This window comes from Blastomonas sp. (assembly GCF_030373265.1).
Taxonomy (GTDB): domain Bacteria; phylum Pseudomonadota; class Alphaproteobacteria; order Sphingomonadales; family Sphingomonadaceae; genus Blastomonas.
The window spans coordinates 49,664-74,379 of the sequence record NZ_JAUCZC010000004.1 but is presented as its reverse complement, the minus strand read 5'-3'; the positions used below and the strand labels follow the sequence as shown (position 1 = coordinate 74,379).

Here is a 24,716-nt window from a genome sequence, read left to right as displayed (position 1 = left end):
AGCGACTTTCTGCGGTGAATGGGTGGCAATGTTGTCCAAGGCTTGGCACATGGGGGCATCGCACACCAATCATAATCGAGAGGCTTGAAATCATGACCCTTCCCCAAAGCTATCTGCAGATGATCTCCACCGTCAGCGCCGAAGGCGAACTGACCATGGAGCTGGTCGAAAAGCCCATGCCCGTTCCCGGTCCCGACGAAGTGGTGATCCGCGTCGAGGCGACCCCGATCAATCCGTCCGACCAGGGCGTGATGTTCGGCTGGGCGAGCATGGCCAAGGCGACGTCATCGGGCAGCGGCGCGCACACCAAACTGACCGCTCCCGTCACGCCGCAGGGCATGGGCGTGATGAAGGCACGGGTCGGCCAGCCGCTTTCGGTCGGTAACGAAGGTGCGGGCACGGTCGTTGCCGCCGGGTCGGGTGACTATGCGCAGAGCCTGATGGGCAAGGTCGTCGCGGTGATGGGCGGCGGCATGTATGCGCAGTACCGTCTGGCGCCTGCGATGATGTGCCTGCCGCTCAAGGAAGGCCACACCGCGCGCGATGGCGCTTCGTGCTTCGTCAACCCGCTGACCGCCTTGTCGATGGTCGAGACGATGCGAATGGAAGACCATACCGCTTTGGTCCACACTGCTGCTGCGTCGAACCTCGGACAGATGCTCAACCGCATCTGTCAGGCCGATGGGGTCGAGCTGGTCAACATCGTCCGCAAGCCCGAACAGGCCGAGCTGCTGCGCGGGATGGGCGCGAAACATGTCGTCGATTCGAGCAGCGACAACTTCATGGCCGAGCTGACCGATGCGATCCATGCCACCGGCGCGACGCTGGCGTTTGATGCTACCGGCGGTGGCACGCTCGCCTCGACGATCCTCAGCGCAATGGAGGCGGCTGCGGCGCGTACGCCAGGGGCATACAGCATCTACGGATCGGTCAAGCACAAGCAGGTCTATCTCTACGGCGGGCTCGATACCTCGGCGACCACGCTCAACCGCGGCTATGGCATGGCGTGGGGCGTCGGCGGCTGGCTGCTCCCCAACTTCCTCGCCAAGGCCGGCGGCGATGTTGCCCAGCGCCTGCGCGCGCGGGTGGCGGACGAGCTGAAGACCACCTTTGCCAGCCACTACACCGACGAACTGTCGCTCGTGCAGGCGCTGCAGGCCGATGTCGTCGCGCGGTACAATGCAAAGTCTACGGGCGAAAAGTTCCTGATCTGCCCGCAGAAGTAAGCGTTTCGGGTGCGGGCGGGCAGGGGGACCTCCCCTGTCCGCCGCCCCGTCATTCCCGCGAACGCGGGAATCCCGCTATTTCACTGCCGTCGGCTCGAAAGCGGGACCCCCGCGTTCGCGGGGGTGACGAAGCTGGCTTCTGTTTAACTTCCTACGCCAATTCGATTGAAACTCTGCCGTTCACCAAACCCTGCTGTTCGATGAACGGCCCTTCCACAATCCGTTCACCTTCGCTCCCTTAAACATGAACACAACGGATGGCGAATCAGCGCTGCCCGGTCTCTAGGGAGACAGATTATGAAGAAGTTTCTTATTGCTGCTGCCGCTGCCGGTGCAGTCACCCTTTCCGCAGCCCCCGCGATGGCGGCTCCGTTGCCCCATTCCGCGCCCAGCGCCGCTGCTGCTTATGGCATGACGTATGAAGCGCCTACCGCGCATCAGTATCGCCGTGGCTATGACAACGACTGGCAGCGTCGCGGCTATGACAACAACCGTTACGGCAATCGCGGCTACAACAACCAGTACAACGATCGCTACGACCGTCGTCCGGTGCGCGGCTGGAACGGCCAGTCCTGGCGCGGTAACGATGGCCGCACCTACTGCCGCCGTGACAACGGCACCACCGGTCTGCTGATCGGCGGCGCAGTCGGCGCCTTGGCCGGCAACGAGATTGCAGGACGCGGTGACCGCACCGTCGGCGCAATCATCGGCGGCATCGGTGGTGCGCTGCTTGGTCGGACGATCGATCGCGGTGGCAACAACGGCTACAGCTGCCGCTAACCAGCTTTCGCCCACGCCCTTCTTCAGGGCGAGGTGAACGGGGAGACCCCTCTCCGCTGCAAGGCGGGGAGGGGTTTCGCGTTTCGGGAGCACAGCTTGCCAAGCGGCGCGGCGCTGCCTATCCCCGGCGTGCAAAAAACTCGCGGGAGCAAATGGCATGATCAACGGACCGATACTGGTGACCCAACGCCTCATCCTGCGCCCGCCGGGGCCTGAAGATTTCGAGGGCTGGGCCGAATTTTCCGCCGACGAAGAGACGATGCGCTATCTGGGCGGGGTGCAGCCGCGCGCCGTGGCTTGGCGCGGGCTCTGTGCGATGGCGGGAGCGTGGCACATCCGGGGCTATGCCATGTTCTCGCTGATCACCCGCGACACCGGCGAGTGGATCGGCCGGATCGGCCCGTGGTATCCCGATGGCTGGCCGGGTGAAGAAGTGGGCTGGGGCGTGCTGCGCAGCCATGCAGGCAAGGGTTACGCGCTCGAAGCCGCCGTCGCGACGATCGATTACGCGTTCGATCTGCTCGGATGGGACAATGTCATCCACACCATCGATCCCGAAAATACCGCTTCGATAGCGCTCGCGGAGCGATTGGGGTCGGTCAACCAGGGCCCGACCCGGTTGCCCGAGCCGTATCAGGATCATCCCGTCGATTGTTATGGCCAGTCGAAGGCGCAGTGGCAGGAAAACCGCAAGAAATTTGTCCGATACTGAAACGGCTTGCAGCCGATTCCCGCTTTGGGACAGGTGGAAGGCTGAAAGCCTCGGGATTAACCCTCTTTTGCCGGGACAGTCTTGCGCTGACAGGGGCATGGCTAACAGAATGCTAAGAGCCTTGTCCTAGAAGGACTGGCATTTGTTTGATGATGAGGACTTCCGCCATGGCACTTCGTTCCTTCGCGATGTCGCGCAACCTGCTGGCGCTGGGCGCCGCCACTCTGGTGCTGGTCGCCTGCCAGCGGGGCGATGACACGGCCGCGCAGAATGAGGACGCCGCCTTGCTCGAGGACGCGGCCGACCCCGCGATGAAGGGCGCGCTGGAAGACCAGATCCTGGTCGATCCCGATCTGGTCGACAAGTCCAACCGCAACGCTGTTTTGGGCGAAGGCAGCGATGGATCGGTGCCGTCCGCGAGCGTGCCCAAGGGTCAGCTGGCTGCGGTCCAGAAGGCCGCTGCCGCTGCGATCGGCCCGCGCGGCCTGATGAAGGCCCCCGAACCCAAAAAGGTCGCTGCTGAAGAGTGCAAGGATTGCAACCAGGGCAGCACCCTTGGCGCCAAGGCGGCGCAGCAGACCGGCGCATGCACCGGCAAGCTCGACTACGCGATGGGCTGGGCCAACCGCATGCCCGCCGACTTCGCGGTCTATCCGCGCGCCAACGTCAAGGAGGCTGCCGGCGTCGACAAGGGCCAGTGCAACATCCGCGTTGTCAATTTCACCACCCCGGCGGCGCTCAAGAACGTCGTCGATTTCTATTACACCAAGGCGCGGCGCGGCGGCTATTCGGCCGAATACGAGCTTCGCGGCGCCGACCATGTCTTGGGCGGCACCAAGGGTGAGCAGGCCTTCGTGCTGTTCCTCAAGCCGATGGCCAATGGCGGGACCGAAGTCGATATCGTGGCCAACGGCGGGCGGTAATCTCGCTCGGTAGAGTCTACCTTTTGCGCTCCTCGCGTCATTCCCGCGCACGCGGGAATCCCGCTTTCTTCTAGACCTCGGCGCATAAGCGGGACCCCCGCGTGCGCGGGGGTGACAATGATCTAGTGTTGTTTCAGTCGGTACCGTCTCGGAGTGCTGCTGCGGGTTGCTCCCCACCCATCCCCGGCATTTCCTTGATGTACAAATCCCGCTGCGGGAACGGAATCTCGATGTCGTGCTCCTTGAACAGCATCCACACCCGCATCAGCACATCGCCGCGGATGTTGCCCATGCCGCCTTCGGGATCGCCGATCCAGGCGCGGATTTCCCAGTTGACGCTGTTGTCGCCAAAATCGGTCATCCAGATCCGCGGCGCGGGGTCCTTGAGCACGCGGGCGGATTCATCGACCGCACGGTAGAGCAGTTCCTGCACGAGTTGCATGTCGCTCGAATACGCCACGCCGACCGGGATGCGCATGCGCACGTTGCGATCCGAATAGGACCAGTTCTCGACCGGATGGGTCATGAGGTCCTCGTTTGGGATCAGGTGCTCCTTGCCATCGCGGGTGATCACGGAGACCGCACGCACGCCGATCTTGTTGACCCAGCCGAAACTGTCCTGGACCGCGATGACATCGCCCGGCTTGATCGACCGGTCGAGCAGCAGGATGATACCGGCAAACAGGTTGCCGATGGTCTTCTGCAGCCCGAATCCGACCGCCAGGCCAAACGCCCCGGAGAAGAAGCTGAGCGCGGTAAGATCGATGCCGAGCGCGTCGATGCCGACGAAAAACGCCATCACGATGACGAGGACGCTGGCGATCTTCTGACCCAGCAGCTTTTGGGTCGGATCCAGCCCGTCGCTGCTGCCGATGACGTGTCCGGCGATGCGGTTGACCACGCGCGCAGCGGTGTAGAGCACCAGCACGGTGACCGCGATCGTTACCACCCACAGCAGCGAGAAGCGCTTTTCGCCGAGGTTGAACCCCACCCGGTCCATCGCGATGGTGATCGGATCCAGCCCGCCGAACATGCTGGCGAGGATCGAGATCAGCGTTGCCAGGCCCAGGAAGGTGCCCAGCCAGTCCGGCATCCGCACTCCGCGCACCAGATCGTTTACGAACAGCGCCAGCGAAATGGCCAGCGTCAGCCCGAAGATCACAGAGGCGATCAGGCTCCACTCATAGAGGTTGAGCGCCATGCCGATGAGCATCGCGGTGGTGAAGCGGCGCAGCATGTCGCGGATGCGGCGGCGCGCAAGTGGGCTTTCATAGCCTGCACGGCGCTCCCAGACCGCGGCGAGCCGCATATACAGCAGGCGGCTTAATCCCCAGCCGCAGATCAGCGCCGTGGTCGCGATCAACGCTGCGAGTATGCCCTCGACATATTGCAGGTCATCCGGGCGACGTATCCAGCCCCAGCGCAGAAAAGCCGTCGTGATCGCTTCGTTCATGGCGTCATGGTAAACGCTGCCAGACCCTTGGCAAGGTCGGCGATCAGATCATCGGGGTCTTCCAGACCGATATGCAGGCGCACGGCAAGCGCGTTGTCGTCTCCGGCGCTTGGCCAGGATGTGGCGCTGCGACAGCGCGCCGGATCGACCGGGATCGCAAGGCTTTCGAACCCGCCCCAGCTATACCCGATTCCGAACAATGTCAGCGTGTCGATCAGCGCCGCGCGCGCAGCATCCGAGCCGCCGTTCAGCACGAACGAGAACAGCCCGGACGATCCGGTGAAATCGCGCTGCCAAATGGCGTGCCCGGGACAGGAGGGCAGGGCGGGATGCAGCACGCGCGCAACTTGCGGCTGCTCGTCCAGCCAGCGCGCGATCTTGAGCGCCGAGGCCTGATGCTGCCGCAATCGGACATCGAGCGTGCGCAATCCGCGCAACGCCAGCCAGGCGTCGTCGGGTGAGACGACCTGGCCCAGCGCCTGAGCCGTCTGGCGCAGCCGCAGATAGTATCGCTCGGTCGTGGTGACCGAGCCGAGCATCACATCCGAATGGCCGACGATGTACTTGGTGCACGCCAGGATGCTCATGTCCACGCCCAGCGCCAGCGCGGGCATGAAATGGCCGGTGGCCCAGGTGTTGTCGATCAGCAGCGCGATATCCGGGTTCGCAGCGCGTGCAGCGGCGCAGATTGCAGGGACATCCTGCACTTCGAAGGTCAGGCTGCCGGGGCTTTCCATCAGGATCGCACGCGTGCGCTCACAGAGCATCTCGGCTATCCCCGCGCCGATCGTCGGGTCGTAGTAACGCGTCTCGACGCCGAAGCGCTTGAGAAAACCTTCGGCGAAACTGCGCGAGGGATCATAGGCGCTGTCGGTCATCAGTAGCACGTCGCCCGGAGAGAGCACGCTGAGCAGCGCGCCGGTGACCGCTGCGACACCCGACGGGTACAGCATCGTGCCGTGCCCGCCCGGTTCGAGCGCGGTCAGCGCCTCGGCGAGCGCCCATTGGGTGGGCGATCCGCGCCGTCCGTAGAAAAACCGCCCGTCCTCATTGCTGCGCGGGCCGGCCTTGAGAGCCGCTGTATCCGGATAAAGGTGGGTGCTGGCACGCCACACCGGCGGATTGACCACCGCGCCCGGCTGATCGGCGGTCCCCGTCCATTCCGCGCGACGGCCGCCAGTGACGAGACGGGTGGCAGGCGATTGCGGATCGTCGGGCTTGGACATGGCATATCTCCGCCCTCTCCCCTTGCGGGAGAGGGCAACGAGACTTGGTCCGCAAAGCGGGCCTAGTCGCAGTGGGAGAGGGGGGCGACCCTCTCCAACGTCGCCTAGGCAGCAAGCTGCCAAGGCTTTGGTATCCTCTCCCGTAAAGGGAGAGGATAATTTCTGATCAACCCGTAACCTTGGGCGTATCGGCGTCGGCGCCCCATTCGCTCCAGCTGCCGTCGTACAATGCGACGTCGGCCTTGCCGAGCAGGTGCGCGCCGAAGGCGAGCACGCTGGCGGTCATGCCCGAGCCGCAGGTGGTGGCGATGGGCTTTTCGAGATCCACACCGGCGGCTTCGAACGCCGCCTTGAGGTCGTCGCCGGTCTTCCAGGTGCCATTGGCGTTGAACAATGCGCTATGCGGCAGGTTGACCGCACCGGGGATATGACCGGCGGCGATGCCGGGGCGCGGATCGGGCTCGGCACCGGTGAAGCGGGCCGTGGGACGCGCGTCGATGACCTGTTCGGCCTTGCTGTGCAGATTGCCCAGCATGTCGGCCTTGGTGCGAACGTTCTTCTTGTCTTCCCAGACGGTGAAGTGACGGTGACGCAGCGTTTCCTTGCCGGTCTTGATCGGGCGGCTTTCAGCTTTCCACTTGGCGATGCCGCCATCGAGAACGGCGACCGCGTGCGCGCCGAACATGGTCAGCATGAACCAGGCACGGGCGGAGGACTTCAGCGGGCTGTCGTCATACAGCACGATGCGGCTGCCATCACCCAGACCCAGCGACTGCATGCGGCTGGCGAACTTCTCGGCAGGGGGCAGGGTGTTGTCGATGGCTGAATTGCTGTCGACCAGCTCTTCCAGATCCATGAACACCGCGCCGGGGATGTGGCCGGCTTCGTACTCGGCAAGCGCGCTGCGGCCGGTATCGGGCAGGAACTTGGACGCATCGACGATGCGAAGATCGGACGCGCCAATTTCGTTGGCGAGCCATTCGGTTGATACCAGCGAATCCATGTTTGTGTCTCCCTCTGCGAGTCTGCGCCCTGTTGGGCTTTTTCCCGGCTTTTTAGACGGGAAACCCGGCTGGTTGCTCAGCCGGGATGCCGTGTTTTTGTTGCGCTGCACCATGGACATTATCGCGTGACGCCACACACGTCGAGTCGCAAGGCAAACACGGCGGCAGTTTTTTTGCATATGTTGCAGTCATGTGCATCGACTGTGGCGGTTGGGCGCACGGGGCGATAGGACTGAACCTTGCCCAAAACAGGAGCCCATCTAGCATGCGCATTTTGCTGACCAACGACGATGGCGTCAACGCCCCGGGGCTGGAGGTGTTGACGAAAATCGCGGCGAGCCTGTCCGATGACGTATGGATTGTGGCGCCGGCGGAAGAACAGTCGGGAGCGGGACATTCGCTCACGCTGACCCGCCCGCTGCGGGTGCACAGCTATGGACCCAAGCATTATGCGGTGACGGGCACGCCCACCGATGCGGTGATGATGGCGGTTGCGCGGCTGATAAAGGATACGCCGCCCGACCTCATTCTGTCGGGGGTGAACCGAGGGGCCAATCTGGGCGAGGACGTGACCTATTCGGGCACCGTGTCCGCGGCGATGGAAGGCGCGCTGGCAGGGGTGCCGTCGATTGCGCTGAGCCAGGTCTATGCGCGCGAAGGCGCCGGGCTGGATGTCTCGTTCGATGCGGCGGCCATATGGGGCGAGCGGGTGCTGCGCCCGATCGTCTCGCAACCGATGCCCGCGCGCACGTTGATCAACATCAACTTTCCCGCCATGCCTGCCGATCAGGTGCGCGGTGTTCGCGTCGTGGCACAGGGCTTCCGCGATTACGGACGCCTCAAGATCGTCACCAACACCGATCCGCGCGGGTTCGATTATCACTGGTTTGCATTGGGTGCGGTGGAGCAGACTCCAGCGCACAGCACCGATCTGGAAGCGGTGGCGGACGGCTTTGTCGCGGTGACACCGCTGCATCTCGATCTCACGCACTATCAGTCGCTCGCCGCGCTGCGTGCCACCTTTGACGGGCAGTGAAGCACGGCGCGAGGATATTGGCCCGGGAAACGGTGGAAAACCCGATAGATCGTGCTAGACATCGCTGACATGGCGAGGGGAAACATGCGCAATCATTTCAGGTCGGCTGCAGTCTTGACCGCAGGTCTGGGCACATTGCTGCTGGGAGGCTGTATCCCCGGCGGGGTCAGCCAGCAGGGCATCCAGCCCGAAATCACCGAGGCCGGCAATATCGCTCGCCCGGCTGCCGAACCACAGGTCGTCGGCAGCGATGCACCGGTCTGGGACAGCCGCAGCGTGAGTCCTCGTGCCGCTGACGTCATCGGCACCGTCTACGTGGTTCAGCCGGGCGATACGCTGCGAGGCATCGGCAACCGCACCGGCGCAGGGTCCGAGGCGATTGCCGCCGCCAACGCGCTCAGCCCGCCCTATATGCTGCAGCCGGGCCAGCAGCTGACCATTCCCGGTGGGCGCTATCACGCGGTTTCGCAGGGCGAGACCGGGATCGCCATCGCGCACGCTTATGGCGTCGCGTGGAGCGATATCGTCGAACTCAATGCCCTCGCCGAACCTTACATCTTGCGCATCGGCCAGCGGCTGAAGCTGCCCGCAGCGGCCGCGGCCATGGCTGCTGCGCCCTCTGCGGTTGGTCCGGCGGTCGCGACCAACGCAAATCCCAGCCGGATCGGAGCGCTGGTGGTCAACATCGATGATGTCGTCACCGGCAGTCAGCCGGCGATTGCCGAAGGCACGGCGGTCCCGGCGGCGCGGTCTGCGCGCGCGCCGGTATCGGCCGCTGTCCCGGTATCGGTGCCCAGGGCGTTTGCCGGACGGTTTGCCTGGCCGATCACCGGTTCGGTGCTCACGCGCTATGGCCCTGTGGGCAAGGGCCAGATCAGCAACGGCATCGATATTTCCGCCCCGCGCGGCTCGCCGTTCCGCGCTGCGGCGGATGGCGTGGTCAGCTATGCCGGGAGCGAGGTTGCGATCTATGGCGGGCTCATCCTTATCAGCCATGGCGATGGCTGGGTCAGCGCTTATGGCCATGCCGAACGGATCGATGTGACCCGCGGTCAGGCGGTCAAGGCCGGGCAGGTGCTGGGTGCGGCAGGGCAGAGCGGCTTTGCCGAAACGCCCAAGCTGCATTTCGAGCTGCGCAAGGACCGCAAGCCGGTCGATCCGCTGCTGTACCTCCCCAAGAGTTGACAGGACCAACGTGGCGGAACCTGAAACCAAGCCCAGGGCTTTGCTGAAGCGCGCGGCGCGCCTTCCGGTGTGGGCCGATGTCGCGGTGCGGTTCGGTATTGCCTTCTTTCTGATCGGGCTGGTGATCCTCGTCCACTGGCTGGACCGCGACGGCCTGGTCGACAATGTCGACGGACATATCAGCTTTCTGGACGTGGTCTATTTCACGATGATATCGGTCACCACCACCGGCTTTGGCGATATCGCGCCGGTGTCGGACCGGGCGCGGCTGCTCGAGTCGGTGGTGGTAACCCCGGTGCGGGTCGCGGTGATTTTCATTTTCGTCGGCACCGCCTATAGTTTCGTCCTCAAGCGCACATGGGAAAAATGGCAGATGAGCAGGATCCAGCAGCGCCTTACGGGGCACATTGTGGTGCTGGGCTTTGGCACCAGCGGGTCTGAGGCGGTGCGCGAGCTGATCGCGCGCGGGACCGATCCGAGCTGCATCGTGGTGATCGATCAGCATGAAGCCTCGCTCGTCCGGGCAGAATCGATGGGCTGCAATGTGCTCAACGCCGATGCGACGCGCGACGAAACCTTGCGGGACGTGCACATCGATCGGGCGTGCTCGGTCATCGTGTCGGCGGGCCGCGACGACACCTCCATCCTGATGGTGCTGACCATCCGTCATCTGGCGCCCGACCTGCCGATCAGCGTTGTGGTGCGCGCTGCGGACAACGAACTGCTCGCGCGGCAGGCTGGCGCCAACACGGTGATCAACCCGGTAAGCTTTGCCGGACTGCTGCTCGCCGGATCATGCCAAGGGCCGCATATCAGCAGCTATCTTGCCGATCTCGCGTCGGCGAGCGGGCGCGTGGTGCTGATCGAGCGGATGGTGCGACCGGAGGAAGTCGGCATTCCGTTGAAGGACATCGCCGATGGTGTCGGCGTGCGCGTCTATCGCAACGGCAAACCGTACGGTTTCTGGGATGAGGAAAGCACCTGCCTGTGTGCCGGCGACCTGATCGTCGTGATTACGCAGGGTGACGGACGCGTGCCTGCCACCATGGTTGAGGATTAAGCGCTAGTCGCCGCCACACCCGCTGCATCCACTGTCTGCGCCGTCCGATCCTGCGCCGCTGTCCCAGTCGCCATCGGCGCCGCTGCCGCTGAACTCTCCGCCTGCTCCCATGAACGCCGCGCCGCCTGCCGCCGCTGCGGTGCCCGTTGCGCTGCCCGACCAGCCATCCGATGCAACATCCAGACCGCCGCTGCTGTCGCGGCTGGCGCGCAGTTTACGGTTGCGCTGCGTCTTGCCATCGGCCTGCCGGCTGCGTCGCCCGCCTCGACCGCGCACACGGTCGATGAGCATCGCGATGATGAACAGCGCCAGGGTGCCGACGATGACGAACCCGATCAAGCCGGCGTCGGTGCCGAACAGCATGTCAGCAAACTGTCTGACCATCGGCGGGCTGGCCGCGCCTGCGGAGTCCGCCGCCAGCGCGGTGCACGCTGCCAACAGCACCGCGCCACCGGCAATGCCCGCGATCGACACCGACCGGCGCGGCAGGACGAAGTAGCGTGAGCGGTCTACCCACTGATAGCGCACGGCAAACCGGACATCGTGCGGCGGCCAGATGTCCGAGGGCGGTTCGGCGCCGAACGTGTCCCGATACCGCTGCAGCGTCGAGGCGTAGATGCTGCGATATCGGCGTCCCTCGGCCACGCCGCCCGCGGTCGGGCCGTGGTGCAGCGGTCTGCCGATGATCCGCGCACAAAGCTCCTCCCAATAATGCCGGGTATAGGCCAGATGCAGATGCCAGGCCTGATCGACCTGCTCGGAAGGGGTGACGGAATTGGTGTCGGTGGCGGCGAGATACAGGAAGCGCCGATATTCTTCGACGACCTTCGCAGCATAGGCCCGCGACCACCCATTTTCACGTGCCAGCCGCCGGGTGAAGGTGAGTGTCGCGCCCTCAGGCTCGATCCGCATCGCTGCGATCGCCGCCCAAAGCGACTCGTCGATAACACCCATAAGCGCCCTCCCGCTGTCGTGGTGACCGGGAGGCTATACCCGATATATCCGGGGAGCAATGGAAGATGTAAAATCGGCCAGACACGCAATCGGGTTGCCCGCGCGAACGCGGACAACCCTAAGCGAACTTGCGGATATTAGGTCGATCAGCGGCGGATGCGGGCCCGCGTTTCCAGATCGGTCAAGCGACGCTCGACATAAGCGCGCTCGTCGGTGCTCGCGTTCATCCGTGCATACGCGGCTTCCAGACGCGAAATGTCCTCGTGCTCGACCCGCAATTGCGCCTGGGCGGTGGCGGAAAGACCGCTGGAGGGCAGTGCGCGGGCGATGGCGTCGAGACGCGCGCGCGGTGTTTGCGTGGTGCTGCCGCCACCGGTGCTCGCCATGTCGCCGACCCGGGCGTCGAGCGCTTCGAGACGGGTATAGAGGTCATCGCGCTCCTGATCGGTCAGGCGGCCGTCCCGCAGATAGCCGGCTTCGGTGCGGACCAGCGCTGCATAATCGGTCTTCAACCGCGCCCCGGCGACCCGGGTGATACGGCGTGACGAGACAGAGGCGTCAACCCGCTGGTTGAACTCGCTCTGACCGTCGACGATCGAAATCCCCAGATCGTTGTTCGCGCCACCGTCATACCCGCCGTCGGCGATGATCTGGGTCAACTGGCCATAGCGGTCAGCGAGATCCGCGCGTTCCTGCGTGGTGAAACGACGATCGGCGCCATAGCGTGCTTCCAGCTGCACGAGCTCGTAATATTCGGACTTGAGCTGCGCGCCGGTGCGCTGGTCGATAGCGCCCGAACGGACATCGGTATCGATCCGGCTTTCGAACTGCGCGCGCTGGGTGGCGAGCGGGGTCCGGCCGAGAGACCATTGCGCCTCGAGCGATCCGGTCGCTCCCGTGCGATCGCCAAACAGTGCGCCAAAGATGGAGTTCAACCGGTCCTGCTGGCGCGATGGCTGCTGGTCATTGGTCGTGTTGGTCTGCGCGATCGCAGTCGTGCCGGAGAGCATCAAGGCAGCAGCGGCAGTAGCGGTGTAAAATGACTTCATCTGGGCAATCCTTATCGGTTAACTGACGCATTACGTGCGACCAACCGAAAGGGTTGCGGTGACGGCGAGGCGGGCTGCAGCCAGATTTCAGCCGGCGAGACCGGCCTTCAGCCTGTCAATGACGGCATCCTGCGAGGTGACCAGCGCAAGAACATGGCTGCGGGTCTGGTCGATCTGCGCCGAGCCGCCGGGTTTGACGTCGCCCGCTGCCTCCCTCTGGAGACGGGAGACATACATGACCTCCAGATCGCCAAGCAGCTGGCTCAATTCGCGGCGCGGCGCGTCAAGCGCACTGATACGGGTCTGTGCCACCGACCAGGCTTCGCTGCCCACCACCGCGCCTTTGGCAGCTTCGGTTGCCTGTTGTGCCGCCGAGCGGGCCACGGCGAAATCGGCTTCGGCCTTGTCGGCGCGCGCCAGAAGCGCAGTCAGGTCACGCGCCAGTGCCGGGTCGGTGATGGATTCGATCGCTGGCGGCGGCGCCTTCGCTTCCGCCTGCCGGTCGCGCAGCTCGACATCACGGCGTGCCAGCGACGGGCGGCCCTCCATTGGTTCAAGGCACCCCCCCAGCAAAGCCGTCAAAGCCAAAGCCATGGAATAAAGTGAAGCCGAAGCGAAGTTTTTCATGTTGCAAGGCTCTACGGTAGGCTAGGGCCTCTCGCAATGCTTATGGCCCGGTTCTTCAGACGGGCTGAAGGGCGAGCGGGCGGGAATTGTCTGGTGTGAAACGGCCAAAAAAGCCGCGGTCACGGTTGACAGCCCCGGCAGTTTCACCTAACGGGCATGGCTTTCCGGCGCGGGACATCCCGTCGCAGGGCAGCGTTTTTCACTCTGCTGATTCGGTTCTGGCAACAGACGGGTCAAAGGCTTGGATTTCGCAATTTGCGTGCCCGGAACCGATTGAAGCAAACAGAAACGAGACAACCCATGTTCGCTATCGTGCGCACAGGCGGCAAGCAGTATCGCGTTGCAGCCGGAGATAAAATCGCAGTGGAAAAGCTGGCCGGAGAGGCTGGCGACGTCATCGCGCTGAGTGACATTCTGCTCGCCGGTGACGGTGGCGAATCGAAGGATCTGGCCGGTGTGGTCGTTTCTGCCGAGATCATCGCGCAGGCCAAGGCCGACAAGGTCGTGGTCTTCAAGAAGAAGCGTCGCCACAACTATCGCCGCAAGATCGGCCATCGCCAGCAGCACACGATCCTGCGCATCCTGGGCGTGGGCGAGGCTGTAAAGGCTGCGCCGAAGAAGGCCGCCGCGAAGACCGAAGCACCGGTGGAAGCCGCTGCTGCCCCGGTCGCAGACGCACCCGCCGCAGAGGCTGCTCCCAAGAAGGCTCCGGCCAAGAAGGCAGCACCGAAGAAGGCCGCCGCCAAGCCCGAAGCCGATTCGTCGGCCGACAACGCCTGATAGCGCGCGCACAAGGAGTTTTGAAAAATGGCACATAAGAAAGCTGGCGGTTCGTCGCGCAACGGTCGTGATTCCGCAGGTCGCCGTCTTGGCGTGAAGAAGTTCGGCGGCGAGCCGGTGATTGGTGGAAACATCATTATCCGTCAGCGCGGAACCAAGGTCTATGCCGGTGCCAATGTCGGCATGGGCAAGGACCACACGCTGTTTGCGTTGACCGAAGGCCAGGTGAAGTTTCACGCCGGCCGCCTTGGCCGCAAATATGTATCGGTAGTCGCCCCGGCGATGGCCGAAGCGGCCGAATAACGGACGATCGATGACGGGTCGTCCTCCTCAAGGGACACCCCATCGCCGGCCTGAAAACCGGCAGAAATGACAGGGAGATGGGGTCCGTCCCATCTCCCTTTTTTTGTTTCCCTGTCACGGCACTGACTCTGCTCTGTCACGTTTAGCTGGCAAAGCATTTGGTATCACAGGAGAGATATAATGTTCGCAAGGACGCAAAGATTGTTGCTGCGGCCGGTCTGGCCGGAGGATGCCGAAAATCTGTTCTCGGCGCTGAATGATCAGGGCATCGTCTGCAACCTCGCTCGCGCTCCCTGGCCCTATTCGCGCGATGATGCGCATGCGTTCGCCGCCCGGGCCCAGGATCCGCTCTATCCCCACTTTCTGCTGACACTGCCGGGCGACGCCGGGCAGACGCTTGTCGGCAGCTGCGGCCTTGGCAATCACGATGGCGAAGCCGAGCTTGGCTACTGGATCGCGCGCGAGCACTGGGGGAAGGGCTTTGCCACCGAGGCGGCTCGGGCGGTGATCGCCAACGCCTGGATGCTCGGCCACCGCAAGCTGATCGGCAGCCACTATATCGACAATCCCGCATCGGGCGCAGTGTTGCGGCGGCTGGGATTCAAACCCACTGGCGTCATCCGCCCACGGTTCAGCGCCGGTCGCGGCTCCGAAGCGATGGCGCAGGAGTACACGCTGGAAAGCGATATGGTGGACGTCGAGCGACCGCTTGCGGCTTGAGAAACCGATCTCTCCCCTCCCGCAAGCAGGAGGGGAGACATGATCCCTTATTTCTTCAGAACGAAGCAGGCCTGTCCGGACCGAGCGACGCTGTCGCAGGCCTTTTTGGCGTCTGTCTGGCTGGCGAAAGGGCCCACCTGCAATTTCGTGATCGTGCCGGCCTTGACCAGATAGGGTTGCAGGCCGGTCAGCGCCGCATTCTGGCGCTCTAGCCCCGACCATAAGGTCCGTGCGCGGCCTTCCTCACTGAAAGCGCCGAGCTGAATGCGCCAGTCGCCGCTTGCGGCCGCCGCAGGTGCGATGCTGGCAGCAGCCATGGTGGGTGCCGGTGCCGGAGCACGCTGGGCAGGCGCGGCCGGCGGCGGTGGCGAGGCAGTCGTTGGCGCCGTTGGCACCGACGTTGGCGCCGATGGTGTTCCCATCGTGGCAAAATCGACGCCCGCGCTTGCGGCGGTGCTCGTCGGGCTGGATGCTACGGGCGGATTCGCCAAGCCGGTGGCATTCGAAGGCGGCAGGCTGGTCGTCTGAATCGTCGACGGCGGTGCCGATGTCGATGCCGAACCCGAAACACGCGGGGCCGCAGCCAGGGGTGGGGCCTTGGCGCCTGCATTCGCGGCGGTTTTGGTTGCGGCACTCGAGGTTGCGCCGGTGGCAGAATCACCCACCAGACCACCGGCGACACTTGCCAGGCGCCGACGCTCGGACGTTGCTTCGCGTTCCAGCTCTGCGGCCAGCTGCGTGCCCTTGGTCCGGTCGGCCAGCGGAATGTATTTGTCCATCGTTGCCAGGCTGCGCGATGCCTGAGGCAGGCCCTGGGCAGAGGCGCGGGTCATCAGCGCATAGGCACGCACCCAGTCCTTCTCCGCGATGTCGCCGTTGAACATCGCCGTGCCCAACACGTACTGCGCGCGCGGTTCGCCCCGTACGGACGATGCGCGGATATAGGGCATCGCCTCGTCGCGGCGGTTGTCCTGGAACAGCACCAGTCCGTAATTGTCTGCCGCCTGGACATGGCCCTTGTCGGCCGCCTTCTTGTACCAGCTTTCCGCCAGCTTCAGATCCATCGGCACACCCCGGCCCAGCTTGTAGGCCTGGCCAAGGTTGAACTGGGCATCGGCATCGCCACCGGCGGCAGGATCGCGCCATTCGGCGACCGCGCGGTCAAACTCGCCGCGCTCCCACGCGTCCACCCCTGCCTTGACGTCCGCCAGGGCCGGCGAGGCCATGCCCATCGCGATCAGCCCGGCTGCCATCATCAGACGGCTGCGCGAAAATTTTGTCGAATGTGCCATGCGGGTCTTTCTCCATCGCATATGGTAAAGCCTGGGTCCGGCCATGTCTGGCCGGGTCTGCGCGGCAGGCAGGTCCTGCCGGTAATTACATGCGTAAATCGCTATAGCTAACGACACGTTAGCAAAGCGTTGATGCCGCAATCAATATGCATGCAGAGCGCTAGCCAGCGCGGCTGTCCATATCCGGCACAGTGCAGCGTTAACCCAAAATTAGCCTGCTTGAGCGCATTTTCCACCCGATCGATTGGACCGAACAGGGGGTTTGAGTGCGCGTACTCGCTTTGGCATCTCAAAAAGGAGGATCCGGCAAGACAACCCTTTCGGGTCATCTCGCCGTGCAGGCGCAGCTTGCAGGCGACGGCCCGGTCGTGCTGATCGACATCGATCCACAGGGTTCGCTCGCCGATTGGTGGAACGAGCGCGAGCCGGAATATCCGGCGTTTGCACAGACCACCGTCGCCCGGCTGCCGGCAGACCTTTCGATCCTGCGCCAGCAGGGCTTCAAGCTGGCGGTGATCGATACGCCGCCTGCCATCACCATGGCGATCCAGTCGGTGATTTCGGTCGCAGAACTGATCGTGGTGCCGACCCGGCCCAGCCCGCACGATCTGCGCGCCGTGGGCGCGACGGTCGATCTGTGCGAACGCGCAGGCAAGCCGCTGATCTTTGTCGTCAACGCCGCCACGCCCAAAGCAAGGATCACCTCGGAAGCCGCGGTGGCATTGTCGCAGCACGGCACCGTCGCGCCGACGACGCTGCATCACCGCACCGACTTTGCCGCTTCGATGATCGATGGCCGTACCGTGATGGAGGTCGACCCCAACGGCAAATCCGCAGGCGAAGTCCGCGCGCTGTGGACCTACATTTCCGACAGGCTCGAAAAGAACTTCCGACGCACGGTGTTCGCCGTACCCAACGCGCCCGTGATCCCCGGCTCGATCCGCCCGATGGGCGGCTTCGGTCGCCGCGTGGCTGGATCGTAGGCGTAGCGAGGGCAAGGATGAGCTTTATGGCCGAACCCAAACCAATCGCATCGCTTTCGTCAGGACTGCTGGCACGCAAGGGCGCGGCGCGTCCCGCCATGCGGCGCCAGGGACTGGGCATGGGCGGCATGATGTCGCATCCGATGCCCGAAGGCGAGTTCATCGCTCAGGATGATCTGGGCTGGAACGACATGGGCTACGACGTCGATCCCGCACATGACGAGCATGCGCCCGATTATGGCAACCTGCTGGCGGGCGCCATACCCGATGCCTTGCCGACCGAGAGCAAGGCTGTCGCAGCCGATCCAGCGCCAGAGCCGGTGGTGCCCGATGTGGTGCGGCAGCAGGCCGAGATCGCCGAGCGGATGGCAGAGCCATATGCAGAACCGGTGGCAAAGCCCAGCCCGGAACCCGAACCGCCTGCGGTCGTGGACGAAGAACCCGTCCCGGTGCGCAAGCGCAAGGTCGTCGCTCCTGTCGCCATGCCTGCCGATATGCCGGTGGTGGCGGTTCCGCAGGGGCGGCGCGCAGCCTTCACGCTGCGGCTTGATAGCGAGCGGCATCTCAAGCTGCGACTGGCGAGCGCGGTCACCGGCCAGTCGGCGCAAGCCCTGGTGACGGCGGCACTTGACGAATTGTTAACCAAAATACCCGAAATAGAGGACCTGGCTGGTCGCGTACCGCGGTCGGCAGAGCGTTGAAACGTTGAGCGGATCGGGCCGGGCAATGAGGGGAATGGCTATGACGAGCGGAGCGAAGATGAACAGGGCACTGATGTTGAAGCTGGCAGCGTCGACCATATTGGTCGGCAGCGTGCTGGTGAGTTGCTCGGCCAGCTCCGGGGGCGGGCGACCGCAGACCCTGTCCAGCAACGCGCAAAAGGCGCTCGACACTGGCAAGCCCGAAAAGGCGCTGGCGCAAGCGGAAGCCGCCGTTGTTCTCAACCCTCGCAATCCCGATCTGCGCCGCACGCTCGCGCATGCCTATCTCGCCAACGGTCGTTTCGCCTCTGCCCGGCAGAGCCTCGATGACGCGCTGGCGCTGGGCGACCAGAGCGCGCGCACCGTGATCAGCCTTGCATTGATGCATGTCGCCGAAGGTCGCGGCCAGGCGGCACAGGCGCTGTTGCGCGACAACCGCGAAATCATTCCCGCTGGCGACTACGGCCTGGCGATGGCCTTGGCCGGTGACACGAAACTGGGTGTCGATGTGCTGGTCGATCAGGTCCGGAGCGGCGAGAATTCCGCCAAGGTCCGTCAGAATCTGGCCTTCGCCTATGCGCTCGACGGGCGCTGGCGAGAGGCGCAGGTGATGGTCGGGCAGGACCTCGATCCTCAGATCGCGCAGGACCGCATCGCCGAATGGGCGCGGATCGCGCATCCGCAGGCGCATGTGCAGCGCGTCGCATCCGTGCTCGGCGTGAGCCCCGTGGACTTTGATCCCGGCCAACCCGTCCGGCTGGCACTGGTCAACTCGCCTTCGATGGCAGAAACCGCCACGCAGATCGGCCAGCAGGCGATGGCTGCGGCTGTCTCGCCCGTTGCCGGCCCGATCGAACTTCCTGCAGTGCAGGACGCGCCGATGGAGCTCGCCGGGATCGAAGCATCGCCAGCACCGGTCTATGCCGAGGCGGCGCCTGTTGCCGCTGTCCCCGCTGCCGAGCAGCCGCGGGCCATGCTGGCTCCGCTGATGGTGGTGCGCGAAATCGTGCAGCCGCTGCCGGGGAACTATCATGCCAAGCCGGTGCGCAAGACGCGGCCGGTCCAGGTCGCATCGCGCCAACCGATCGTCGAGCGCGAAGGGGTTGGAGCCTTGAAAAAGGCTGCCGCGCCCCGGCAGGCCGCGGCGCCGCGCCAGACGGCCGCACCAGCCGTGTTCCAGAAAGCGAGCTTCGCTCCGGTCAGCGGCGGCACCTATGCCGTGCAGCTCGGCGTGTTCTCGAACCCTGAAAATGCCAACCGGGCGTGGGCCACGTACAGCACCCGGCACAAGGATCTCGCGACGTTCTCAAAAGCGGCGGTGTCCACCACCGTCGGCGGCCGTGTACTTCACCGGCTGACCGCCAACGGCTTTGGCGACGAAGCGAGCGCGCGATCGATGTGCGCCAAGGTTCGCGCTGCCGGCGGCGAGTGCATCATTGCGCGCTCCGCTCCGTCCAAGCCGAGCGGCACTCAGATCGCCGCTCGTCGCTGACGGCGATATCGCGAATCGCGGAACTCCGCCCAGCCTGAGCGAAGGGTGTCAAACGCAGAAGCGTTGGACGCTCAAGCCTTCACCAGTCCGATTTCCACCAGACGTTCGTGCAGATAATCGTCTGCGAGGATCGCCTCTGGATAGCGATTGGGTTGCTCGGCGCTGATGCAGCCTTCGAGCGTGCGGATCGGGAAGTCCGAGCGAAGGTGGAGGAAGAACGGCATCGAATAGCGGCTGTATTTCGCGCGATCGCCCGCCGGGTTGCGCACGCGGTGCGTGGTCGAGGGCAGCGCATGATTGGTCAGCCGCTGCAGCATGTCGCCGACATTGACCACCAGAGCGCCTTCGGGTGGACGCATGTCGATCCACGATCCATCGCGCGCCAGCACCTCGAGCCCGCCTTCTTCCGCGCCCAGTAACAGCGTGATCAGGTTGATGTCCTCGTGGGCGCCCGCGCGAATCGCGCCTTCAGCGCCTTGGGCAGCGTCCATCGGCGGGTAATGCAGCAGCCGCAGGATCGAGTTGCCCTCGTGCACCGCGGGCAGGAACCAGTCGGCATCGAGCCCGAGATATACCGCGATTCGCGACAGGATGATGTTGCCCACCCGGTCGAACTCGGCGAACAGCGGCTCGAAGGTTTGGCGGAAGCCTTCTGGCCGATCGGGCCAGACATTGTGCGGCATGGTGTGCGCAATCGGGCTGGCGGGATCGACCTCGCGCCCGACATGCCAGAATTCCTTGAGATCGTGCGCCTTGGCGTCCTTGGCGATCTCGGTGCCAAACGGGGTATAGCCGCGCTGGCCACCGGCCTCGGCGTTGTAATAACGGCGCTTTTCTTCGGTCGGCAGCGCAAAGAACGCTTCAGTCTGCTCCCAGCCCCTGCGGACCAGCGCGGGATCGAGCCCGTGATCCTTGATCATCGCAAAGCCATAGGTCGAAAAGCTGTCGCCCAGCTTTTGCGCCAGCGCGGCGGGTTCATCGGTGAGCGAGAGAATGGGCAGTTGTATCATGGTGCGGTCCGCAATAGCTGAGTCTGGGAGAATATCCGCCTCATGTAGGCGCACGAACGGGAAAAATCATGACCCAATATTGGCTGATGAAGTCGGAGCCCGACGAATATGGCTGGAACGATCTGGTCAAGGCGGGCGAGGGCACTTGGGATGGGGTGCGCAACGCGCAGGCATCGAACAACCTTAAGGCGATGCAGGTCGGAGATCTGGCGCTGTTCTATCATTCGCGAACCGGGCTCGAGGCGGTGGGGGTGATGGAGATCAGCGCCGCCGCGTTCCCTGACCCCAAGGATGAAACCGGGCGCTGGGTCGCGGTCAAGGTCAGGCCGGTGCACCCGCTCAAGAAGCGGGTGTCGCTGAAAGCGATGAAGGCACGTCCTGCGCTTGCCGACATGGCGATGCTGCGCCAGTCACGGCTGTCGGTCGCAGAGCTGAGCGCGGACGACTGGGGAGAAATCCTGAAGATGGCAGGGAACGGATCAGCGGCGCCTGCGTAATTTGCCTTGAAGCCGGGGATGAGCCCCCGCAGACATTTCAAGGAGACACATTATGGGTGAATTTCAGGACAAAGCCAAAGGCGCCGGTAACAACCTTGCTGGCAAGATCAAGGAAGGCATCGGTGCAGCCACCGATAACCACAGCCTGGAAGCCGAAGGCAAGGCGCAGCAGCTCAAGGGCGATGCGCAGAACCTCAAGGGTGACGTGAAGGGTGCGTTGGGCGACAAGGCCTGATTGCTTCCTGATCTGAACTGATCAAACGAAAAACCGGCCCTCTTCGCTAGCAGGAGGGCCGGTTTTTTTGTGTGCTGACCAAAGGGCTCCTTTCATGTTCCCCCGCGAAGGCGGGGGTCCATCTCCCGAGCGAGCACCCGGTCCAACGGTCAGAAGATGGGCCCCTGCCTGCGCAGGGGACCATGCTAGCCGGGGAATCTACTTCCCCCGCAATCCGCTCACCGTCGCGCCGCTGGCGGCGATGTTCTCGATCTCGGTCTTCAGATGCAGCAGCTTGAGCCCAGGCTGCTCAAGTGCTTGCGCCAGCGCGGGCGCGAAGCCCTCGGTGCGTTCGACCGTCGCCGCCCAGCCCCCATAAGCCCGAGCGAGCGCGGCGAAGTCCGGGTTCTTCAACGTCGTCGCGGACAACCGCGCGGGATATTCGCGCTCCTGGTGCATGCGGATGGTGCCGTACGCGCCGTTGTCGATCACGATCACCAGCAGGTCGGCGTCATACTGCACTGCGGTCGCCAGCTCCTGCCCGTTCATCAGAAAGTCGCCATCGCCCGCAATCGCCACGACCTTGCGGTCCTTGAGGCGCAGCGCGGCAGCGACCGCGGCAGGCACGCCATAGCCCATCGCGCCCGCAGTCGGGGCGAGCTGCGAGGGCTTGGCACCATAATGCCAATAGCGATGCCACCAGCCCGAAAAGTTGCCCGCGCCGTTGCAGATTACGGTATCGGCGGGCATGGCCTCGCGCATCGCGCGTACGCACTGGCCGAGGTCGAGCGTCACGCCGGTTGGCTGAGGATCGGACCACGCCAGCCATTCGGCGTGCGCCTGCGCCCCCGTCTCGAACCGCACCGCGTCCTCGTCCCACAACGCCGCGGCCTCGGCGAACTCGTCCATATCGGCGCACAATGGCAGGTCGGTGCGGTAGACGCGGCCCAGCTCATTGGGGTCGGGGTGGACATGGACCAGCAGCTGGCCGGGATGCTCGGGGGTGATCAGCGTGTAGCCGTCGGTGGTCGCCTCGCCCAGCCGCGCGCCGACCGCGAGGATCAGGTCGGCGGACTTGACGCGCGCCACCAGTTTCGGGTTCGGCCCATAGCCCAGGTTGCCCGCCCACACCGGCGAGCCATTGTCGAATGCATCCTGCTGGCGGAAAGCGCAGGCGACCGGCAGCCCGATCCGCTCGGCAAACTCCTGGAAGTTGGCGCGCGAGGCCGGGCTCCAGTCGGCACCGCCGATGATCGCGATCGGGGTGCTCGCCCCCTCGAGCATCTCCATCAGCACCGCAAAGCCGTTGTGGCACACCGGCTGGACGGGGCGGGTGACGCGGGGGCGATCGGCGACCTCGACCATGTCCGTGAGCATGTCTTCGGGCAAAGCGAGCACCACCGGGCCGGGACGGCCCGAGATCGAGACCGACCAGGCGCGCGCGACATATTCGGGGATGCGCGCGGCATCGTCGATCCGCGCCACCCATTTGCACAGGGGCGCGAACATCGCCTGGAAGTCGACCTCCTGAAAGCCCTCGCGGTCGCGCATCCCGCGGTCGACATCGCCGATGAACAGGATCATCGGCTTGCTGTCCTGCATCGCCACATGCACCCCGATGCTGGCGTTGGTCGCGCCGGGGCCGCGGGTGACGAAGGCGACGCCGGGCCGCCCGGTCATCGTGCCATCGGCGCACGCCATGAACGCGACCCCGCCTTCCTGACGGCACACCACGGTTTCGATTTCGGGGACATCGTGCAGCGCATCGAGCACCGCGAGAAAGCTTTCGCCCGGCACCGTGAAGATCCGGTCGCAGCCCTGCGCCACCAGCTGATCGACCAAAACGCGTCCGCCGGTGCGGGGGGATGGGATGGTCATGGCGTCGATCCTCTGCCTTGATGTGTGGTCGCGGCGATTGGCGTGGCCGCAGGATTAGCCTCGAACGGCTAACGGGCAGGCCGACATCGTGTCAACACCGCGCTCGGGCTCTAGAAACCGTACACCAGGGTCAATCGGCTGGTCGTATCGGTCGGTGCACGCCCCAGCGCCGGGGTTGATTCATATTGCACGGTATAGGACAGCCGCGCCTTCAGTTTGCCGATCAACTGGCTGTCGAGCGCCGCGACAGAGAACAGCGTGCTGCGCTGCTCATCGACATAGGCGCTGGCGGCTTCGCTGAGCTGGATTGTCGGGGTGATCCTGAGCTTGATATCGACCGAGGCGAGACCGGCAACAACCGATTCGTCCATCCCCGTCACGAGCTGGGTGAAACGCCAGGCGGGACCGGCCTTGACGCTGAGCTTGGCATTTTCGCCGGTGAGGATGCTGTAGCCTACACCGCCCGAGACGCTGTAGCGCGAATGGAAGCCCTGGAATCGGTCTTGCTCGAATTGGCCCAGGCCATAGACATAGCCGCGCTCGTTGAACTTGTAGTTGGGCTCGGCGCTGAAGCGGTATTGCTCTCGCACCACGACATCGTTGGTTTCCTGATAGTCCGCGCGGCCGAGCAGGCCGACGCGCCAGTCCTCGCCTTCGGCCGTGAGCTTGAGCCCCGCGGCCAGCCCCATTCCAGGCGCATTGCCCGTGCTGGTGAAGGCACCGAGTTCGCCTTCGCCGCTCCATTTGACATCCGCCGCTGCAGGTTCTTCAGCGGCGGCGGGAGGGGCGGGCACGGCCGCCTGCGCGACAACGACCGGAACCGGGACCGGAGCCGGCGGCGGAATCGCCGTTGCCTGCTGGCTCGACGAATCGGTGCGAAAGGCAGCAACCTGTGCATCGATGGCTTCGGCAGATTGCGGATGCGCCTGCTTGGCATAGCGCAACACGGCATCCAGCCCTGCTCTGTCTCCGGAGCGCAACGCGGTATCGATCAGCTTGCTCACGCCATCGGGGACCTGCGCAAATGCGGGCTGAGCGACGAGCAGCATGGCGACGAATGCACCGGGCAAGGCACGGCTTGCGGTCAGGTCTGGCCTCCCCAATCGGATGGAAACAAGGACTTACACTAGATCAGTGGGCGAAACTCTTCCACCACCGCGCGGTACAACCGTCGCTTGAATGGCACGATCAGTCCCTCCAGCGTCTCGGCCGCGGTCCAGCGCCAGGCGCGGAACTCCTGATGATCGGTCTCGATGTTGATATCGTCGTCGGTCCCCATGAAGCGCATCAGGAACCAGAACTGACGCTGGCCGCGGTATCGGCCGCCCCACATCCGGCCCATCAGATCCGCGGGCAGATCATACAGATGCTCTTCGCGCGAACGCGCGATGACCTCGACCAGATGTGGCGCAATGCCGGTTTCTTCTCCCAGTTCGCGATAGGCGGCCTGTTCGGGCTCTTCGCCGGGGTCGATCCCGCCCTGCGGCATCTGCCAGGCATCGGCGCTGTTATCGAGCCGCTGGCCAACGAAAACCTTGCCGTCATTGTTGACCAGCATGATGCCCGCGCAGGGACGATAGGGAAGACTGTCAAATTCGCTCATGCCGCCCG

At 64.5% G+C, this 24,716-nt stretch carries 26 protein-coding genes; 15 read left to right on the top strand and 11 right to left on the bottom strand.

Features of this window, described 5'->3' with window-relative positions:
- Positions 1 to 92: 92 nt before the first annotated feature.
- From QUV11_RS03520 to QUV11_RS03505, 4 genes are all read left to right on the top strand, one after another.
- Positions 93 to 1,226: a zinc-binding dehydrogenase gene (locus QUV11_RS03520; RefSeq protein WP_300880586.1), complete on the top strand. Its 1,134-nt coding sequence runs from the start codon at positions 93 to 95 to the stop codon at positions 1,224 to 1,226.
- Between the two features lie 297 nt (positions 1,227 to 1,523).
- Entirely contained in the window at positions 1,524 to 2,006 is a 483-nt protein-coding gene (locus QUV11_RS03515; RefSeq protein WP_300880585.1) for a glycine zipper 2TM domain-containing protein, read from the top strand.
- 157 nt (positions 2,007 to 2,163) lie between these two features.
- Positions 2,164 to 2,718 carry a GNAT family N-acetyltransferase gene (locus tag QUV11_RS03510; RefSeq protein WP_300880584.1) on the top strand — a complete coding sequence of 185 codons (555 nt, stop codon included), beginning with the start codon at positions 2,164 to 2,166 and terminating at the stop codon, positions 2,716 to 2,718.
- 167 nt (positions 2,719 to 2,885) lie between these two features.
- The gene (locus QUV11_RS03505) at positions 2,886 to 3,641 is read left to right on the top strand and encodes a hypothetical protein (RefSeq protein ID WP_300880583.1); all 756 of its coding nucleotides are present in this window, start codon (positions 2,886 to 2,888) and stop codon (positions 3,639 to 3,641) included.
- Positions 3,642 to 3,774: 133 nt separating this feature from the next.
- On the opposite strand, the gene QUV11_RS03500 is transcribed toward QUV11_RS03505, so the two are convergent.
- The 3 genes from QUV11_RS03500 to sseA form a co-directional block, all read right to left on the bottom strand.
- A complete protein-coding gene (locus QUV11_RS03500; RefSeq protein ID WP_300880582.1) occupies positions 3,775 to 5,094 on the bottom strand; it encodes a mechanosensitive ion channel domain-containing protein in 1,320 nt (439 codons plus the stop codon).
- Entirely contained in the window at positions 5,091 to 6,320 is a 1,230-nt protein-coding gene (gene metC, locus QUV11_RS03495; RefSeq protein ID WP_300880581.1) for a cystathionine beta-lyase, read from the bottom strand. Before metC ends, QUV11_RS03500 begins: the two co-directional genes overlap by 4 nt.
- Positions 6,321 to 6,486: 166 nt before the next feature.
- Positions 6,487 to 7,323, bottom strand: coding sequence for a 3-mercaptopyruvate sulfurtransferase (sseA, locus tag QUV11_RS03490; RefSeq protein WP_300880580.1), 837 nt, complete (start codon positions 7,321 to 7,323; stop codon positions 6,487 to 6,489).
- Positions 7,324 to 7,589: 266 nt separating this feature from the next.
- Between sseA and surE the strand changes: the two genes are divergently transcribed.
- From surE to QUV11_RS03475, 3 genes are all read left to right on the top strand, one after another.
- A complete protein-coding gene (gene surE, locus QUV11_RS03485) occupies positions 7,590 to 8,360 on the top strand; it encodes a 5'/3'-nucleotidase SurE (protein WP_300880579.1) in 771 nt (256 codons plus the stop codon).
- 84 nt (positions 8,361 to 8,444) lie between these two features.
- Entirely contained in the window at positions 8,445 to 9,545 is a 1,101-nt protein-coding gene (locus QUV11_RS03480) for a M23 family metallopeptidase (RefSeq protein ID WP_300880578.1), read from the top strand.
- Positions 9,546 to 9,555: 10 nt separating this feature from the next.
- Positions 9,556 to 10,605, top strand: coding sequence for a TrkA family potassium uptake protein (locus QUV11_RS03475; protein WP_300880577.1), 1,050 nt, complete (start codon positions 9,556 to 9,558; stop codon positions 10,603 to 10,605).
- Positions 10,606 to 10,608: 3 nt separating this feature from the next.
- Here the strand turns inward: QUV11_RS03475 and QUV11_RS03470 are convergent, their stop codons facing one another.
- The 3 genes from QUV11_RS03470 to QUV11_RS03460 form a co-directional block, all read right to left on the bottom strand.
- Positions 10,609 to 11,559 carry a hypothetical protein gene (locus QUV11_RS03470; RefSeq protein ID WP_300880576.1) on the bottom strand — a complete coding sequence of 317 codons (951 nt, stop codon included), beginning with the start codon at positions 11,557 to 11,559 and terminating at the stop codon, positions 10,609 to 10,611.
- Positions 11,560 to 11,705: 146 nt separating this feature from the next.
- Positions 11,706 to 12,608, bottom strand: coding sequence for a hypothetical protein (locus QUV11_RS03465; protein ID WP_300880575.1), 903 nt, complete (start codon positions 12,606 to 12,608; stop codon positions 11,706 to 11,708).
- A gap of 87 nt (positions 12,609 to 12,695) precedes the next feature.
- Positions 12,696 to 13,235 (bottom strand): hypothetical protein, encoded by a 540-nt coding sequence (locus tag QUV11_RS03460; protein WP_300880574.1) that lies wholly within the window; start codon positions 13,233 to 13,235, stop codon positions 12,696 to 12,698.
- A gap of 300 nt (positions 13,236 to 13,535) precedes the next feature.
- Here QUV11_RS03460 and rplU point away from each other — a divergent pair, with 300 nt between their 5' ends.
- The 3 genes from rplU to QUV11_RS03445 all read left to right on the top strand — a co-directional run bounded on the left by rplU (position 13,536) and on the right by QUV11_RS03445 (position 15,038).
- A complete protein-coding gene (gene rplU / locus QUV11_RS03455; RefSeq protein ID WP_300880573.1) occupies positions 13,536 to 14,015 on the top strand; it encodes a 50S ribosomal protein L21 in 480 nt (159 codons plus the stop codon).
- 27 nt (positions 14,016 to 14,042) lie between these two features.
- Positions 14,043 to 14,318 (top strand): 50S ribosomal protein L27, encoded by a 276-nt coding sequence (rpmA, locus tag QUV11_RS03450; RefSeq protein WP_300880572.1) that lies wholly within the window; start codon positions 14,043 to 14,045, stop codon positions 14,316 to 14,318.
- A 180-nt stretch (positions 14,319 to 14,498) separates the two neighbouring features.
- Entirely contained in the window at positions 14,499 to 15,038 is a 540-nt protein-coding gene (locus QUV11_RS03445) for a GNAT family N-acetyltransferase (protein WP_300880571.1), read from the top strand.
- Between the two features lie 47 nt (positions 15,039 to 15,085).
- Here QUV11_RS03445 and QUV11_RS03440 read toward each other — a convergent pair whose 3' ends face one another.
- Positions 15,086 to 16,330: an SPOR domain-containing protein gene (locus tag QUV11_RS03440; protein WP_300880570.1), complete on the bottom strand. Its 1,245-nt coding sequence runs from the start codon at positions 16,328 to 16,330 to the stop codon at positions 15,086 to 15,088.
- Between the two features lie 266 nt (positions 16,331 to 16,596).
- Between QUV11_RS03440 and QUV11_RS03435 the strand changes: the two genes are divergently transcribed.
- The 3 genes from QUV11_RS03435 to QUV11_RS03425 are packed head-to-tail and all read left to right on the top strand — an operon-like array spanning position 16,597 to position 19,506.
- The gene (locus tag QUV11_RS03435; RefSeq protein WP_300880569.1) at positions 16,597 to 17,313 is read left to right on the top strand and encodes a ParA family protein; all 717 of its coding nucleotides are present in this window, start codon (positions 16,597 to 16,599) and stop codon (positions 17,311 to 17,313) included.
- 26 nt (positions 17,314 to 17,339) lie between these two features.
- Positions 17,340 to 18,014, top strand: a complete 675-nt coding sequence (locus tag QUV11_RS03430; RefSeq protein WP_300880568.1) for a hypothetical protein — start codon at positions 17,340 to 17,342, stop codon at positions 18,012 to 18,014.
- A 58-nt stretch (positions 18,015 to 18,072) separates the two neighbouring features.
- On the top strand, positions 18,073 to 19,506 hold the full coding sequence (locus QUV11_RS03425) for an SPOR domain-containing protein (protein ID WP_300880567.1): 1,434 nt from the start codon (positions 18,073 to 18,075) through the stop codon (positions 19,504 to 19,506).
- Between the two features lie 71 nt (positions 19,507 to 19,577).
- Here QUV11_RS03425 and QUV11_RS03420 read toward each other — a convergent pair whose 3' ends face one another.
- Positions 19,578 to 20,516, bottom strand: coding sequence for a 2-oxoglutarate and iron-dependent oxygenase domain-containing protein (locus tag QUV11_RS03420; protein ID WP_300880566.1), 939 nt, complete (start codon positions 20,514 to 20,516; stop codon positions 19,578 to 19,580).
- Positions 20,517 to 20,584: 68 nt separating this feature from the next.
- Here QUV11_RS03420 and QUV11_RS03415 point away from each other — a divergent pair, with 68 nt between their 5' ends.
- Both QUV11_RS03415 and QUV11_RS03410 read left to right on the top strand, forming a co-directional pair.
- Positions 20,585 to 21,013 carry an EVE domain-containing protein gene (locus QUV11_RS03415; RefSeq protein WP_300880565.1) on the top strand — a complete coding sequence of 143 codons (429 nt, stop codon included), beginning with the start codon at positions 20,585 to 20,587 and terminating at the stop codon, positions 21,011 to 21,013.
- Between the two features lie 52 nt (positions 21,014 to 21,065).
- A complete protein-coding gene (locus QUV11_RS03410; protein WP_300880564.1) occupies positions 21,066 to 21,248 on the top strand; it encodes a CsbD family protein in 183 nt (60 codons plus the stop codon).
- Positions 21,249 to 21,446: 198 nt separating this feature from the next.
- Here QUV11_RS03410 and QUV11_RS03405 read toward each other — a convergent pair whose 3' ends face one another.
- From QUV11_RS03405 to QUV11_RS03395, 3 genes are all read right to left on the bottom strand, one after another.
- Positions 21,447 to 23,105, bottom strand: coding sequence for a thiamine pyrophosphate-binding protein (locus tag QUV11_RS03405; protein WP_300880563.1), 1,659 nt, complete (start codon positions 23,103 to 23,105; stop codon positions 21,447 to 21,449).
- 110 nt (positions 23,106 to 23,215) lie between these two features.
- Positions 23,216 to 24,154: a YdiY family protein gene (locus QUV11_RS03400; protein ID WP_300880562.1), complete on the bottom strand. Its 939-nt coding sequence runs from the start codon at positions 24,152 to 24,154 to the stop codon at positions 23,216 to 23,218.
- Positions 24,155 to 24,231: 77 nt separating this feature from the next.
- Positions 24,232 to 24,708 carry an RNA pyrophosphohydrolase gene (locus QUV11_RS03395; protein ID WP_300880561.1) on the bottom strand — a complete coding sequence of 159 codons (477 nt, stop codon included), beginning with the start codon at positions 24,706 to 24,708 and terminating at the stop codon, positions 24,232 to 24,234.
- Between the last annotated feature and the right edge of the window lie 8 nt (positions 24,709 to 24,716).